Origin of the sequence: Geotalea sp. SG265, from assembly GCF_022808985.1 — a bacterium.
Classification (GTDB): domain Bacteria; phylum Desulfobacterota; class Desulfuromonadia; order Geobacterales; family Geobacteraceae; genus Geotalea.
In genome coordinates, this window is the sequence record NZ_JAKZFT010000003.1 from 51,946 (window position 1) to 66,937 (window position 14,992).

Consider the following 14,992-nt stretch of genomic DNA (forward strand, 5'->3'; position numbering starts at 1 on the left):
CGCTGAAGAGGCAAAAGCGCCCTTTTTTCCGATCCTAAAACGTATCTGTGTTGTATTTGACGGTAACAACAAAATTCTGCTGATTTAGAGTTATCGGCTGAAACTTCGAATTGGCCGCCGAAATACCTGAAGGACTCACCTGCACGCCAGGGAGACCGGAAGCTATTCCATAGGAAACTTTTATAATCGGTGCAGTCCCTGTATTGAAACCGGTGCCGCTGATCAGGCCAATTATGGTATCAGTGCCCGAGGATGGATTGGCAACGATAAGTGATCCGGTAGCTTCATTGAGGGCACTCTCGGAGCCGCCGGTAAAGGTGGCGCCTGGAGAATTCACAAGCGTGAACTGCAGACTGGCTAGCCCTGTCACCGCGGGGGTTAACCCAATAAAGGCATCCATCGCAGTCGGTTGAGCAATAAATTTGACAGTAGCACTGGCTGAAGCAGCAGTAACGGTAAAAACACCCGGCGTCGACGATTTAAGCGTAGTTGTTGCGACACCCTTAGTCGTCGTTGCAGTAGCTGCTCCAAGGGTGGCGGTGGCGGGTGTAACGGAGAAATTGACCGCCGTACCATCCGCCGGGGCAGTACCAGTGAAAGTGGCGGTTATGGTGATCGTGTCAGTATTGTCAGCAAGACCGATACCTTTGGAAGCGGTGACGGAAAACTGCGGCTGTTCGAAAACCAGGTTTGCCGTGCCGGTAGACCCCTTGTAAGAGGCGGTCACAACCGATGTCCCCGGGGTGGAACTCGTTACGTTAACCGCTGCAAGACCATTTGCATCCACAGGTGCAGAGGAACTTGATAGCACGGCGCCATTGGTAGCGGTAAACTGGACGACCTCGCCGGCGGGAACGGTTATCCCCGGAAAACTGGCTGTAACAGTAGCTTTGCTCGTGCCATCAGCAAGAAGATTGCCTGCGGGACTGACCATCATGGTAATCGGCATCACAGCAGTCACGGTCGTGCTGCTTGAATCGGACGTCCCTGCAATTGAAACGGTCACCGTTACCGGCCCCAAAGTCTGCGGAGTAACAGTGGCGGTAAATTGACCGTTCCCGGCCGGGGTTGGAATCGTAGTATCGGCAGCAGGAGTTGCCGTAACCTGCAATTGAGAAGGATCGGTGACACTGGATACTACGTTTATAGTTGCCGGAGTATTTGGTGCAACGGTCGGAGTGGCGGCATTGGCCGAAACGGTCGAACTGAAGTTAATGGTAATGGTTTTGCTCACCGTGCCTGCGGTTGCCGTTATCACCACAGGAGCATTAAGATTGGTGGCCTTTACCGAAGCAGTTGCCTTGCCGCTTGCTGCCTGTACCGTCTTATCTATAACTGCTGCACTGTTATCGGTACTGAAGTTCACCACGGTCCCGTTAGGAACAGTCGAGGCAAAAGTTGCAGTTACCAGCGCGGAATCGCTACCATTGGAAAGGACATTCTGCTTTGAAGCGGAAAGCACGAACTGTGGTGCGGAGGGGGGAGGGGCAGCATTACCCCCTCCCCCACCGCCGCCGCAGCCTGAAACAACAACAGCCAGAAAGACACCGAGAAGGAGAACAACCAACGATTGGTTTCGCATAATTACTCCTTTCTATCTTTATTTGACTGATATGTTGTAATGCCTCCTGTTGTGCGCCTCCTGTTAAATTAATGCATTGTGCTTGTCGGGAATCCGACAATTGTCATGAAGATTTATTCATCAACTTTAGTATGTCCCATCCCTTGAGTAAATCAAGGGCTCTCAACAACTGGGAGTCAGATTTCATCTGTTCGTCCATCTTGTGGGTGGGTATCTTCGCCGGTTTTTTCTCTTCGGCCGGTTCCTTGCTCTCCACCTCGAAGTGATTATCCAGGTCTTTTTCCCGGATGTGCATCCCCTCTTTCTTCTCCACCGCGGAAAGTTCGACCCGTTCGGCAACGATATCGGGGGTGATGCCTTTGGCCTGGATTGAGCGGCCACTGGGGGTGAAATATCTGGCCGTAGTCAGCCTGAGCCCAGAGTTGTCTGAAAGGGGGATAATAGTCTGGACCGATCCTTTGCCGAAGCTCTGGGTGCCCATGACCACGGCCCGCTTATGATCCTGCAGTGCCCCGGCAACAATTTCCGAAGCGCTGGCACTGCCGCTGTTGATCAGGACTACGATCGGATAGTTCTGCTCTTTGCCCCCCTTGCGGGAGGTGAAACGCATCTTTGAATCCTTCTCCCGTCCTTCCGTATAGACAATAAGCTTTCCTTCGTCGATGAAATGCTCTGCCACCTTGACTGCCTGGTCCAGAAGCCCGCCGGGATCGTTGCGCAGGTCCAAAACGAGGCCGCGCAGATTCCCGCCGTTCTCCTCGTGCAGTGCCTTCAGTGCCTTTTCCAGGTCATCATCGGTCTTTTCCTGGAACTGGGATATCCTCACATAACCGTAGCCGTCGTCGAGAGTCTTGAACTTGACGCTCTTCACCTGGATGATGTCGCGCTCCATGGTGAAATCCTTCGGCTTCTCCAGCCCCTCTCTATAGATGGAAATTGTTACCTTGGTCCCCTTGGGGCCTCTCATCCGCTTGACCGCTTCGGTTATGGTCAGATCCTTGGTGAATTTGTCGTCGATCTTGAGGATCTGGTCCCCCGCCTTTATGCCCGCTTTGAATGCCGGGGTGTCTTCAATGGGGGAGATAACAGTCAGAATCCCGTCCTTGATGGTGATCTCGATCCCCAGGCCACCGAAGGAACCTTTGGTGTCGATCTTCATCTCCTTGTAGGTATCGGGAGGCATGAATGAACTATGGGGGTCCAGTGAGGAAAGCATGCCGTTAATAGCTCCATAGATGAGCTTTTTCGTATCCACTTCTTCCACGTAGCTTTTCTTGACTATGGAAAGCACATCGGTAAAGAGTTCGATGGATTCATAGTCGTTTCCGCCTTGTGCTGCGCAACGCCGCTGGATTCCCATACCGAAGAATACCACCAAAACGGTAGCAACCGTGGCAATGGCCAGCATTTTCCTGCCTTTACCGCTTCTCAACATCTTTCCTCCCCAAACTGCCCGTTTGTATTTGTCATTGTCTTATTCGCGCCCTCTTACCTGAACCAGGGTGAAGGATCAACCGGCTTCCCCTGATAACGTATTTCAAAATAAAGCATTGCTCCATTGCTGGAATCGGAATCTCCCACACTGGCCACAACGTCGTTTTTGGCGACCGTAGCGCCTACCCTCTTGTTGATGGAGGAGGCATGCGCGTAGAGACTGAAGAAACCGCCGCCATGATCGACGATAACCATATTCCCATAGCCCTTGAAATAATCGGCAAAAATGACCTGACCATCGTAGATGGCATGAATCTGCGTGCCGACGGGAGCGTTGATGGATATGCCGTTGTTGACGGTATAGGAATTGAACTGAGGGTGTTTCTGCCTGCCGAACTGGGCGGTTATTGTCCCCTTTACCGGCAGGGTCAACTTGCCCTTCTGTGCGCCCAGCCCCTTGTCGGGGACGGCTACATACCTATCCGGAGCCAGGACCTTCTTGTTATTCCGGACAGTATAACCCTTTCTACTCCGTGCTTCAAGCCTTTCGACCATTGCCTGCAGCCTTCTTGCATTGGCCTGAAGCTTTTTCAAAGAGGTGATGTAGCCTTCCTTGTCTTCCCTCACTTTCAGAAGCAGGCCTGTCTTTGTCTTCTTCTCCTGTTCTATTTCCTGCTTTTTGGCTTCTATCCTGTTGCGGATTTTTTCCTTGTTTGCCTGGTCATGCTCAAGCTCCCCTTTCAGCAACCTGAGCTGCTCCATCTTCGCCTGGTAGTCGGTAAACAACCGCCGGTCGTTTTCCAGAACAGCCTTCATGTAGCGTAGGTTTTCCATCATTTGCGGGAATGAACCTGAAGAAAAGAAGACGCGGATATTCCCCGCGTCGCCAGCCTTGTATAGTGCGGAAATGCGGCTGTCGATCTGCTGTTTCTTGCGCAGGGTTTCTGCTTCGACCGTAGCAATCTGCCCTCGCATCCGCCCCAGATTGTTCTCCACTCCCCTGAGATCGCGTCCCAGCGAAAGCAGATTTGCCTCTTTTTCCTGGAGATTCTTCTCTATCTGCTGCAATTCACCGGAAACTCTTGTTTCCGTCTTTTTTGTCTTGTTGAGAAGCGATTTCTTCTGGCTGATCTCCCTGTTGATGCCTTGCAGATCGTCCTTAACATCAGCCAAAGACAGACGGGGGAGCAGCAGGGGCAGAAGAATCAAGATAAGTATGATTCGCAGGTGCATTTTCAGATGGTGATGAAACGTTTAAGGGAAGTGAGACTGCCGATGAAACCGACAAATATCCCGCCTGCAAAGATGGCGGCCAGATAGGTAACCGGCAGAAACGACAGTCCTGCAGCGGTGATGTTGAACGAGAGGAAGTTCCCCGCATTGTGAAGAAAGCCGAAATAACAGGCGGCAAGCGCCAAAAGCGCAACAAGCCCCCCTGCCGCTCCCTGGATTATTCCTTCTATGAGAAAGGGTGCTTTTATGAAAAACCGCGTCGCCCCCACCAGCCCCAGCACCTCCAGTTCGTCTTTACGAGCATATATTGTCAGCTTGATGGTATTGGAAACGATGAACAACCCGGCAAGGATGAGAAATCCACCCACGAGCGCTCCAACCAGGCGCATGAAGGTAAGAAAGGTGTTGAAGCGCCTCACCCATTCCTCTCCGTACTGAACCTCGGTTATGCCGGGGATTCGTTTTAGGCGGGACGCATAGGAATCTACCGCCTCGCTGTTTCTGCTGTTCTTGTTGAGACTGATCTCGATGGCAGCCGGCAGTACATCCGGCACGACCCCTTCCAGAAACGTTTCCTGTCCTTTGAGCCGGGCACGGAACCGTTTCATCGCGTCGTTCTTGGAGACATAGATGATCTTTTCCGTCCCACCCAGAGAGGCAATACGCCCTTTAAGGGTGGCAAACTCATCGGCAGAGAGTTCGTTCTGGAAGAAAGCGGTTAACTGGACCTTTTCGCTCCAGGTATCGGCAACCTTCTCAAGATTTACGTATACCAGCAAAAAAAGGGCAATGATCAGCAGGGACAGGGAAATCGTTCCGATCGTGAGGGCACTGACGAGAACATTCTGTCTAAGGTTGGCAACGGCTCTGGCAAAGAAATAGCCGAACCGGCCGAAAAAACCTTCCCCTTCCAGTTTAGGTCTTCTTGCCAGCTTATTCCGCGACGACATCAGAGTCCTCCACAATACGTCCCTTTTCCAGAACGACTACTCTCCGGTGGGAATTTTCAATGGCGCGGCGATCATGGGTTGCGACGATAACGGTAGTCCCCCTTATGTTCGCTTCCTTGAAAATGGCCAGAATCTGCTCCTTGTTTTCTTCGTCGAGATTTCCCGTCGGTTCGTCGGCCAGCAGGATCTTAGGATCGTTTACCAGTGCACGGGCCAGGGCGATCCGCTGTTGCTCGCCCCCCGAAAGCCTTAAGGGGCTGCTGTTGATCTTATGCTCCAACCCCATTTGTTTCAGTATGTGATACACCTTCTTGCCGATGTCTTTCTTGCCCCATCCGAGCACCTCCAGGGTGACCGCCACATTTTCCAGGACCGTCCTTTGGGGAAGGAGTTTGAAATCCTGGAAAACCACGCCGACCTTCCGTCTCAGGAGTGGAATCTGTGAGCGGGAGAGCCGGGAGATATTCTGCCCATCAATGACCACCTGCCCCTGTGTGGGATCAAGCGCCCCGTAAAGCAGTTTCAACAGGGTCGACTTCCCGGCACCCGACTGTCCGGTCAAAAAAATAAAATCCCCTTTGGGGACCTTGAGACTGACATTGTTGAGGGCCGCCATATCATTCTGATAGGCGAGTGAGACATTATGCAACTGGATCATGAATCAAGCCTCATCCTTATTTCTTTACAGCTGGGACGACAATGTCACCATTCGTTGTAGGCTATACCGTTGGTGCCGATCAGGTCCGATCCGCTATGGACATCATACACCGCCCCCTTGACCTCCAGCCCGTCGGCTCCGGGAGGAGGAGCCACCACCTTCCAGCTCTCCTTATCGTTGGTAAAGGGGTCTTTCGGTAGATCGCGCAGGTATTTTTTGTCCACCAGTTCCTGCAGAGCGTCGGGATATTTGCCCTGATCAGCATAGAAATTGTCGATGGTAGTGCGGAAATTGTAAAGATCTTCGCGCAGCACCGCTTCCTTGGCCTTGATAATCCCCCACTTGTAATTGGGAACGGCGATGGCGGCAAGGATACCAACAATGGACATGACTATCAACAACTCAATGAGCGTAAAGCCCTTTTTATCAACGAAGGTATATCGTTTTGCCTTCTGCAACGATTTGTCGGGTGCGGATATATTCATCACCAGTCCTTGTATTTGGTGCCGTCGATGGCCGTCTCTTCACTCAAGGAATAGACATCGTAGACGTCTTCTCCCCCCCAGGTCGTACTGTCCGGCTTGTCAGCATATGAGCGAAGTCCCCATAGCTCCTCTTCCTTGACATCCTCCCCCGGCTTGGTGGGATTGAAGGGGTCACGGGGAACCCGGCGCAGGAATTTGATATTGTTCTCGGTCAGGCCGCCGAAGTCATAGCCCTCCACCAGCTGTTTCAGTGACTCGGGGTAGCCCGATTTGTTCTGTACCGAAGGAAGCTTTTTTTCCGCTATCGCCTCGTCATATTTCTTCTTGAATTCATCAATGGCGGTACGGATCGTCCTCAGGTTCCGCTTCAGCTCCAACTCCTTGGTCCTTCGCGCCGTCATCTGGGCCGACGGTAGTATCACAGCCGCCAGAATGGAAAGAATGACCAGGGTCACCACCAGCTCGACTAGGCTGACGCCCTGTTTATTTCTCGTCAAAAGCTTCATCTATCGGTCAAGGCTCATTCTTATTGTACTTGAACCACAGCACTGTAAGCTACGGCCTCCACCGGCTTGCCGCCGACAGCAGAAAAATTCGTGTCCAGGAAGCCCATGCTGGCCGGCCCCTGGTTTTTTGCCTTGAATGTAACCGTTACCAGGGTGCCGCTGCCGCTTACCCCCCCCGTATCGGGAGAACGGAAAAGGTTGACCGCCACCTGCCCCGTTGTTTTGTCGATTGTGGGGCGAAACGTTGTCGGCTTGCCGTCCTTCTTCATCAGGGGACCCTCCGTAACCCCAACCAGTTCGAGGAAGATGGGATCATATGCCAGCGTGAAGGGAGCACTGATCAGATTGGCTGCATTGGCAGCCTTCACCTCGACGGTGAATTGGTCATTAACCTTTACCGAAGCAGGTGCCGCTAGGTTGAGGGTGACCTTGGGAGCAGGCTGCTGTTCTGCAGCAGGGGCAGGCGCCGGTGCGGCAGTAACCGGTGGAGCAGGCTGTGCGGCCGGGCCGGCCTTCTTTTCGGTTTCAGGTTTCACCGCAGGCGTTGCGGGGGGCTGCGTCTGGGCCTCGGCCGGGGGGAGGGGCGCTGTCTGCACGGCAGGGACCAGCTCAGGCTCCTGGACAAAGGATGAATAGGGCTTGGACAGGGAGGGTTCGTCCTCCTTGCCGGACCAGAATCCCGCCGCCTCCCCTTCAGGCACGGTGACAGAACGGACGACCCGGGGGGTGATAGCCAACACCAGCTCAGATTTGCTATTGGAGTTGTCGTTACTGGACAAGAGCGGACCGATGATGGGGATATCCCCCAGCACCATGACCTTCTGCTTGCTCTTGGTATTGGAATCCTGAATGAGGCCGCCGATAATGCTGGTTTCCCCATCCTTGAGGCTCAAAACCGTATCCAGGTTGCGGGTACCGATGGTGACGACGGTGGTGAGCGAACTGGCGTCGCCAATCTTGTCCTTGCTGAGGATTGAGCTGACCTCCAGGCTCAGCTTGATGGCAACCTCGTTGTTCAGCTGGATGGTCGGCTCGGCGTTAAGCTTGACCCCAACATCGACGTATTGGACATTGACGTTGACGCCAATGCTCGTACCGTTGGTGGAGGTGGTGGTGATCGGTACCCTGGTTCCCACATTGAATTTGGCCTTCTCCCGGTTCTTAACCCGTATCTTCGGATTAGCCAGGGTTTCACTGTTGGACAAGGTCTTGCCGAAATTGAATGTGGCATTGGGTACGGTCAGGAAGCCGTTGAAACCGCGCCAACGGAAGAGCGTCAGCAGGTTATCGGGACTGGCGGTCGTGCTGGAAGTGCTGGAAGAACTGGTTGTGGACGTTGGCTGAACAAGGACATCCGATAGGAAAGTTGTAGTTTTTTCTTTGGCTGCAGCAGTAGAGACGGCATAGCGGCTCAAGGCCAGACCAAAATTCTCCGTGTTGCCCTTTGATATTTCGATCACCTCGACTTCAAGAACCACTTCCGCATCGGGAACATCGTTGGCATCGAGAATTTTCTGCGCCACCTCGATGACCTCGGGAGTGTCCCTTATGACCAGGGCGTTAACCTCTTCGTTCACATAGATTTTCTTCACCTGCAGCATGGTGCGGATCAGGTTGACCGCCTTTTTGGCGTCGAGTTTGTTGAGATAAAAGGTCTGGACGACCAGCTCTTCATACTGCTTGGTCTTCTCGGGGCTTTTGGTGTAAATGATGATGGTGTTCTCGTTGAGGACCTTTTTGCCCAGCTTGTTCACACCGCAGATGATATCCAGTGCCTGCTGAAAGGTAGCATTTTCCAGATAAATGGAGAAGTTCTGGTCCTTGACCCCCTCGTCGAAAACGAAATTAATGCCTGAAAGCTGGGAGATTATATTGAAAATCTCTTTGATTTTGGCGTCCTTGAACTTGAGGGTAAGGGGCTTGTTGGACTTGAGGTTCAGCTCGTAACCATCCATCTTCGGTTTCTTGCTCTTCAGCAGCCGGTCTATGGCGTTTTTGGCCTCATCATTGTTCGCGTTGAACTCCAGGGCTTTTTGATAGGAGCGGAGTGCCTCCCTGGGTTTACGGTTTTTTTCGAACTCCTCCCCTTCTTTCTGGTAGACCAGTGAATTCCTCAGTCTGATCACCAGTTCGCTCTGCTGCTGGGCCTGTTGCAGGGAAGAATCCAGGGCAAAAGCGGTCTGGAACTCGCGAAGTGCGTCATCGTAATTTTTAGCTGTCAGAAATTCGTTTCCTTTTCTCAGGTGCTTCTGAGCAGCTGCCGCACTGGCCTGGAGGAACCGGGCGCGGTACTCTCCCACATCCGGGTTTGCGCCTGAAACCTCCGCATACTTAAGAACGGCTTCATCCAGGCGCCCCTCCCGCTCCAGCTTTTCGGCGGTGCTGAATGCGGAGCGACCGCCGGCACAGCCGGCGAGAATAGCCAGGCCAAGTAACATGGTAAGCAGCTGTTTGAAGGGGTGCATTATTAAAGCTCCTTATGGGCAGTCTTTTCAGCGTTTCGGTGCAGCCAGGGACTTGTTCTCCACCAGGGGAATGACGATTTCCCCTCCATCTGCCAGCGGGCGGATTGTCAGCGCATCATCGGTAAGGTTGGCAACCTGATATTTGCCGGCAATGGTATCCCCTTTTTTTACGAGAAAAATCTCCTTATCGCTGGAGAGAAAGATCGTCTTCGTGTTGTCTTTTTTCAAAAAGCCGAGAAAGGTAAATCTCGCCATATCTCGTTGTACGGGAGTCGGCTCGGGAATCTGAGCAACAGGAGGCACCACGGATGGTGGTGGTCTCAGGGGTGGTGGTGGCGGTACAGGGAGAGTGATTCTCCCCGTTGGCTTCGCCTCCGGTTTAGCCTCTTCGTGGAATATTGGGGAAAAAAGGTTCCGTCTGAAGCCGGCAAACTTCGGGTGCTCCTTGTCCAGCAATTCCAGGTGCAGCTTTTTTTCATCCAGCCGTGCGGAACTTAGCCCGGAGAATGCTTTTGCGCTCCGTTGGCTTGTTGGTGACGTTTGTCCCCCGTATTTGAGATTTGCGGCCTTCTTCTGCCGTGGCTGGCTGAAAAAACTGTATATCACGGACAAGATGAGCACCAGTACCAGAATGGCAAGGGTCAGTTTTTTCCTGTTCATCGCCCCTCCATCCGGAAATAGGTGGTCAGCCTCAGCTTCAGATCAACCTCTTCTTTTGTCTGGCTGGTATTGGCAAGGGAGAGGTTGTCCAATACTATTATCTGCCGGGAGCGCTGCAGGTCTGAGATGAGGCTCTTAAGACCGGCATAGCGGCCCGAAACCGAAAAATCAATGGTGTAGGCAAGCAGTCCTTGCTCCTTGATACTGCCAGGCTTATAGGTAACGCTTTTTACCACCAGGTTATTGTTGGCGGCGGCTTCGTACAATTCGCCTAAAAGCCGCGCGAAATCCCTTTGGGGAAGAATCCTGGCGTCCCAGGTCTGCAAGTCTTTTGTCCCTTGGGCATAAACGGTGGCGGCATCTCGGATATCGGTCCGGCTGCTCTGCTGCCGTTTCTCGAACCAACTGGTCTGCAGGGAAGCAACCCGTGGCTCCTGATAGACGGAAAGAAACACAAAGGAAGCTATGTTCACGAAAAGCAGGCCCCCCGTAAGCATGACGGAGCGTTTCCTCGCCATCAGCGTCTCTTTAAGAAGTTTGAGATTCATCGGTATATTACCGTGCAGGTAATGGTGAAACTTACCCCCTTCTGATTCTGCCCGACCTTGACTGCCGATTGGTTCTCCAGAAAAATATTCCTGAAGTAGGAGGACGATGAAAGGACTTCGAAAAAGTGGCGTAAATCTGCAAAGTCCCTTGCATATCCGGTCAGTTTGAGGCTCTGTTTCTGCACGTCGGGTTCGACAGTGGCAAGAGTGATTCTTTCCGGCACAACCGACTCCAGCTGATTCAGAAAACCAAGCCAGTCGAAATTTTTCCTGTCTATGACGGAATTGGCGAAGTGTATCTTCTTCAGTAATGCGTCGTACTGCTTCACGGGTACCCCCTTAGTCTCCCCCTGCAGCTTTTTCTCCAAGGCTGCTACTTGCGTTTCAAGCCGTCTGCTCTCCCCGGCGTTGAAGGCGATTTCCTTGATGTTGAAGGAAAGCCACAGCAGTAGAAGGAGGATGGCAACAGCAATGGTGAGATTGACGTGACGTGTATTGATATAGCTTCTGGTCGCCAAGTTGATGTTCAGCTGCATCAGAAAGTCCTCACTGCCGCACCGAGAGCACCCGACAAGGATTGCAGCAATCGTCGATCCGTAGCCAGACTATTCCGGCTGGCTACCACGCGGCTCACATCGAGCAAGATCGGTTCCGCCCCGATTGCATCACCGACCACGCCACGAAAAGATTCGGCTTCATCACCCGCAGCAAAACAAAAAATCTCGTTGGCGGAAAAGCCGGGAAACTTGTCCTGGAATACCAACTGTGAGTTGTTGATCTCCCGGAAGACGCGGTTCGGTTCGAAGGCACCCTGGGAAATGTCCTTGGAGCGGTAGAAAACAAGCACTTCGCCATAAAAGACCATCATGGTGAAGATACCGCCGTAAAAAGAGAAGAACGTGACGTTTTCCGTCAATGACAAACGGTTTGTAAAAAGCCGATAAATATTGAAACCGGTGAAATCGATGTACTTGGGTTCAAGCCCTGCCTGAATGAAGAGGTCCTCGAACTGGGTAATGACGTTGGTGGAAACGATGGACACAAGGATAGACATGGCACCGTCGTCTCTTTCATCAAGGACCTGGTAATCCAGATGGGTTTCGTTAATATTGAAGGAGAAGTTTTTTTTCAGCTTCCAGCGAATGATTTCCTTTCCTTCATCCTTGCTTTTGAAGCGCGTCTCCACATCCATGAGCATAACCCGGCCCGTGCTTTCGGGCAGAGACAGGGAAACGACCTCTGTTTTCGAAAGAAGCCGGAGATAGGTATCGCGAACGATGGCGACAAAAGCTGATGGATTCAGGACATTAGGCTCCTTCATGCCGAATTTCAGCATACCCGGGGGAACGGGCGCCGTATTGCAAGCCGTCAGACTCAGGGACTGGCGACTTCCCTCAACGACGGCCATTTTCACGGCCTCCCCCGACAGTTCAACTCCTATGGCTTTTTTCGAAAAAAACATATGTGACCCGGTAAGTTCGATTTATTCAACAAAGGTGACGCGATTTATTTCCCTTAACGTGGTATCGCCTGCCAATACCTTCTCCACAGCAGACTCGCGGAGAAATATGGTGCCTGCTTCCTTGGCGGCTTTCTTCAGCTGAATTGCCGAAGCCTTGGCGATAATCAGCTCCCGTATCTCGTCATTGAGATCCAGAAGTTCGACAATGGCCGATCTGCCGCGATAACCGGTACCGTTGCATTCGTCACATCCCCTGGCATCGTAAAAGGTAACGTTGCGGCACCGCTCAGGGTCTATGGCCGACTCCGCTAGCTTATCATCGGGAATGACGACCGGATACTTGCACTTCTGGCAGATTTTCCGCACCAGGCGCTGGGCCATTACGCAGTTGAGGCAGGCGACAAAATTGTAGGGGTCGATCCCCATGTGGGTGAAACGGCCGATAACATCGAAAACATTGTTGGCGTGGACGGTGGTAAAGACCAGGTGGCCTGTCAAAGCTGATTGGACAGCTATTTGCGCCGTTTCCGGGTCCCTGATCTCACCGACCATGATCTTGTCCGGGTCATGGCGAAGAATGGAACGGAGTCCCCGTGCGAAGGTAAGTCCTTTCTTCTCATTGACCGGGATCTGGACAATGCCGCGAAGCACATATTCGACCGGGTCTTCAATGGTGATGATCTTTTCCTCGCCCGAGTGAATCTCGGTAAGGGCACCATAGAGGGTTGTCGTCTTGCCCGAACCCGTAGGGCCAGTGACCAGGACCATTCCGTACGGTTCCTTGATCATCTTGCGAAAACGTTTTATCTCCCTTGCATCCATTCCCAGAGTCTCAAGGGTAAGCCCCTTAAGGTCAGTGGCGATACTTTCCTTGTCGAGAATACGTATGACCGCATCCTCTCCAAAAGCACTGGGCATGATTGAAACACGGAAATCTATGGATTTGCCGTTGATCCGTACCTTGAACCGGCCGTCCTGGGGAATGCGGCGCTCGGAAATGTCCAGTTCGCTCATAACCTTGAGACGGGAAATGATCGGCCCCTGGAAATGCAGGTCGATGGGCTCCGTCGCCTTATAAAGCACGCCGTCGATACGGTACTTGATGATGACCCCTTCCTGGGTGGTCTCTATGTGTATATCGCTTGTACGCCGGTTCAGGGCATCAAGAATTGTGGAATTGACCAGTTTGATGATGGGGCTGGTGTCCGCCGAAATTTTTTCTACCGAGAGGACTTCCTCCCCTTTTTCGGTCTCGGTCACCAACTGCAGCATGAAATCCTCGGAAACTTCCTTGAGGACGCTGCGTGCCCCCTCCCCCTTTTTCAGGAGGACCAGAATCTGGGATTCCGGTGCGATCTTGAGAATGACTGGCCGGTCAAGCAGCAGTTCCATTTCGTCCAGTTTGAGAACATCGGTGGGATCATAGATGGCGACGACGAGGGCGTCACCGATCAGATCCAGTGGCACGAAATGATAGCGCTGCATGGCATCGGGCGGCAGCAGTTCCAGAAGCGCTTCATCTGGCTTGAAACCCTGCAGGTCCACATATTCCAGCCCGAATTGTTCCGCCAGAGCCAGGGCCAGATCAGCATCGGTGATAAGCCCCTCATTGAGACAAATGACGCCGAAACGGTCACTGGTGGTTTTCAGTTTATCGATGATGAAGGCAAGTTGTTCCTGAGTGATAATCTGCTTATCAACCAGGATGTCGCCGAGCCTTTTTCTTTTGAACGTAGTAGCCATGTTGTTATTTAGCCTACCGTACCCGCGATTTTGAATATGGGCAGATACATGGTGATGATGATGCCGCCGATGATGATTCCCATGACCACCATAATGGCCGGCTCTATGGAAGTTGTCAGCACATGGAGGTTTCGCTCGATTTCTTCCTCGAAATATTCGGAGATGTCTCCCAGCATTTCTTCCAGTGAGCCGGTGGACTCGCCTACCGCCAGCATACGCAAGGCAAGCGGGGGCATCATTTTCGTCCCTTCGAGGGCTGCGGAGAGCTGAACCCCTTCTTCAACCCGCACCACCGCATCGAGGAGCTTCCGCTCCAGCAGCACATTGTTAAGGGTCCCGACGGACATCCTGAGCGATTCCACGATGGGAATACCGCTACCAAGGACTGTAGCCAGCGTCCTCATGAAGGTAGTCATGGCATATTTGATAAGAAGCGGCCCTATGAATGGAATCCTGATCTTGAGGTTGTCCAGCCTGAATCTCCCCGATTCCGTTTCCGTCCATTTCCTTAGGAGAAAGACCACCAAGATGATAAAGCCCACCACCACCACAAAGTAACGTTTAAGCTCAGTGGTGAAGGCGATCAACATCTGTGTCGGTAGTGGCAGGCTAGATTTTGAATCAGCGTAGACCTGGCTGAACGTGGGAACCACATAAACCAGCAACATGGTTACAGCTATGAATGCGACCGTCAAGATAATACCCGGATAGATCAGGGCGGAGATTACTTTTTTCTTGAATCCTTCGGACCTTTTCAGAAAGGCAATATAACGTGAAATCGTCTGCGGCAGGTCTCCGGTCCGTTCGCCTGCCTGAATCGAGGCAATGTAAAGATGGGGAAAAACCTTGGGGTGCTTTTGAAAGGCAGCAGATAAGGCAGCGCCCCCCTTGACATCCTCACGGACCTCATTAAGAATCTCCGGCAGGCGTCCCTTCTCAACCCGTTCCAGGATGGTATCCAATGCCTGGATAATCGGCAGCCCGGCCTTGATCAGAACAAGCAGTTCCTGATTGAAGGTAAGGAGAGCCTTGTTATCCACTTTGCGGCGGGCAATACCGACGTCCTGCAGAAACTGCAGCGGCTTTTTCTTCAGCTCGAAAACGAAATAGCCCTGTTCCTCTAGACTTTGCTTGAGAACGGAAATGTTTGCCGCCTCAAATTCCTTCTCGAGGATTTTGCCGTCTGCGGTGCCTATTTTGCATTTGAAAAGCGACATAGAAGCTGAATTTACCACAAAAAAGCTGAAATTAAAATAATTAAAACCA

The 14,992-nt window shown here is 52.4% G+C and carries 14 protein-coding genes; all 14 read right to left on the bottom strand.

What is annotated here, in order from left to right:
• Positions 1-34: 34 nt before the first annotated feature.
• Complete coding sequence (locus tag ML541_RS04505; RefSeq protein ID WP_243371212.1) at positions 35-1,582, bottom strand: hypothetical protein; 1,548 nt, start codon at positions 1,580-1,582, stop codon at positions 35-37.
• 103 nt (positions 1,583-1,685) lie between these two features.
• The gene (locus ML541_RS04510; RefSeq protein WP_243371213.1) at positions 1,686-3,017 is read right to left on the bottom strand and encodes a S41 family peptidase; all 1,332 of its coding nucleotides are present in this window, start codon (positions 3,015-3,017) and stop codon (positions 1,686-1,688) included.
• 53 nt (positions 3,018-3,070) lie between these two features.
• Positions 3,071-4,249, bottom strand: coding sequence for a peptidoglycan DD-metalloendopeptidase family protein (locus ML541_RS04515; protein WP_243371214.1), 1,179 nt, complete (start codon positions 4,247-4,249; stop codon positions 3,071-3,073).
• Between the two features lie 2 nt (positions 4,250-4,251).
• Complete coding sequence (ftsX, locus tag ML541_RS04520) at positions 4,252-5,199, bottom strand: permease-like cell division protein FtsX (protein WP_243371215.1); 948 nt, start codon at positions 5,197-5,199, stop codon at positions 4,252-4,254.
• A complete protein-coding gene (ftsE, locus tag ML541_RS04525) occupies positions 5,183-5,857 on the bottom strand; it encodes a cell division ATP-binding protein FtsE (protein ID WP_243371216.1) in 675 nt (224 codons plus the stop codon). Before ftsE ends, ftsX begins: the two co-directional genes overlap by 17 nt.
• Before the next feature lie 44 nt (positions 5,858-5,901).
• On the bottom strand, positions 5,902-6,342 hold the full coding sequence (locus ML541_RS04530; RefSeq protein ID WP_243371218.1) for a type II secretion system protein: 441 nt from the start codon (positions 6,340-6,342) through the stop codon (positions 5,902-5,904).
• Complete coding sequence (locus ML541_RS04535) at positions 6,342-6,848, bottom strand: type II secretion system protein (protein ID WP_243371219.1); 507 nt, start codon at positions 6,846-6,848, stop codon at positions 6,342-6,344. Before ML541_RS04535 ends, ML541_RS04530 begins: the two co-directional genes overlap by 1 nt.
• Positions 6,849-6,868: 20 nt before the next feature.
• Positions 6,869-9,313: a cohesin domain-containing protein gene (locus tag ML541_RS04540; RefSeq protein ID WP_243371221.1), complete on the bottom strand. Its 2,445-nt coding sequence runs from the start codon at positions 9,311-9,313 to the stop codon at positions 6,869-6,871.
• Between the two features lie 27 nt (positions 9,314-9,340).
• On the bottom strand, positions 9,341-9,973 hold the full coding sequence (locus tag ML541_RS04545; RefSeq protein WP_243371222.1) for a hypothetical protein: 633 nt from the start codon (positions 9,971-9,973) through the stop codon (positions 9,341-9,343).
• Positions 9,970-10,491 (bottom strand): type 4a pilus biogenesis protein PilO, encoded by a 522-nt coding sequence (pilO, locus tag ML541_RS04550; RefSeq protein WP_243371223.1) that lies wholly within the window; start codon positions 10,489-10,491, stop codon positions 9,970-9,972. Before pilO ends, ML541_RS04545 begins: the two co-directional genes overlap by 4 nt.
• 26 nt (positions 10,492-10,517) lie before the next feature.
• On the bottom strand, positions 10,518-11,057 hold the full coding sequence (locus ML541_RS04555) for a PilN domain-containing protein (protein ID WP_243371224.1): 540 nt from the start codon (positions 11,055-11,057) through the stop codon (positions 10,518-10,520).
• Entirely contained in the window at positions 11,057-11,983 is a 927-nt protein-coding gene (gene pilM, locus ML541_RS04560; RefSeq protein WP_279342356.1) for a pilus assembly protein PilM, read from the bottom strand. The genes ML541_RS04555 and pilM overlap by 1 nt, the downstream gene beginning before the upstream one ends.
• A gap of 21 nt (positions 11,984-12,004) precedes the next feature.
• Positions 12,005-13,726, bottom strand: a complete 1,722-nt coding sequence (locus ML541_RS04565; protein WP_243371228.1) for a GspE/PulE family protein — start codon at positions 13,724-13,726, stop codon at positions 12,005-12,007.
• Positions 13,727-13,734: 8 nt separating this feature from the next.
• A complete protein-coding gene (locus ML541_RS04570) occupies positions 13,735-14,943 on the bottom strand; it encodes a type II secretion system F family protein (protein WP_243371230.1) in 1,209 nt (402 codons plus the stop codon).
• Between the last annotated feature and the right edge of the window lie 49 nt (positions 14,944-14,992).

Excerpts from the sequence above, each read along its gene's own strand:
- ML541_RS04505 (WP_243371212.1), bottom strand. The coding sequence starts at position 1,582 with ATGCGAAACCAATCGTTGGTTGTTCTCCTTCTCGGTGTCTTTCTGGCT.
- ML541_RS04510 (WP_243371213.1), bottom strand. The coding sequence starts at position 3,017 with ATGTTGAGAAGCGGTAAAGGCAGGAAAATGCTGGCCATTGCCACGGTT.
- ML541_RS04515 (WP_243371214.1), bottom strand. The coding sequence starts at position 4,249 with ATGCACCTGCGAATCATACTTATCTTGATTCTTCTGCCCCTGCTGCTC.
- ftsX (WP_243371215.1), bottom strand. The coding sequence starts at position 5,199 with ATGTCGTCGCGGAATAAGCTGGCAAGAAGACCTAAACTGGAAGGGGAA.
- ftsE (WP_243371216.1), bottom strand. The coding sequence starts at position 5,857 with ATGATCCAGTTGCATAATGTCTCACTCGCCTATCAGAATGATATGGCG.
- ML541_RS04530 (WP_243371218.1), bottom strand. The coding sequence starts at position 6,342 with ATGAATATATCCGCACCCGACAAATCGTTGCAGAAGGCAAAACGATAT.
- ML541_RS04535 (WP_243371219.1), bottom strand. The coding sequence starts at position 6,848 with ATGAAGCTTTTGACGAGAAATAAACAGGGCGTCAGCCTAGTCGAGCTG.
- ML541_RS04540 (WP_243371221.1), bottom strand. The coding sequence starts at position 9,313 with ATGCACCCCTTCAAACAGCTGCTTACCATGTTACTTGGCCTGGCTATT.
- ML541_RS04545 (WP_243371222.1), bottom strand. The coding sequence starts at position 9,973 with ATGAACAGGAAAAAACTGACCCTTGCCATTCTGGTACTGGTGCTCATC.
- pilO (WP_243371223.1), bottom strand. The coding sequence starts at position 10,491 with ATGGCGAGGAAACGCTCCGTCATGCTTACGGGGGGCCTGCTTTTCGTG.
- ML541_RS04555 (WP_243371224.1), bottom strand. The coding sequence starts at position 11,057 with ATGCAGCTGAACATCAACTTGGCGACCAGAAGCTATATCAATACACGT.
- pilM (WP_279342356.1), bottom strand. The coding sequence starts at position 11,983 with ATGTTTTTTTCGAAAAAAGCCATAGGAGTTGAACTGTCGGGGGAGGCC.
- ML541_RS04565 (WP_243371228.1), bottom strand. The coding sequence starts at position 13,726 with ATGGCTACTACGTTCAAAAGAAAAAGGCTCGGCGACATCCTGGTTGAT.
- ML541_RS04570 (WP_243371230.1), bottom strand. The coding sequence starts at position 14,943 with ATGTCGCTTTTCAAATGCAAAATAGGCACCGCAGACGGCAAAATCCTC.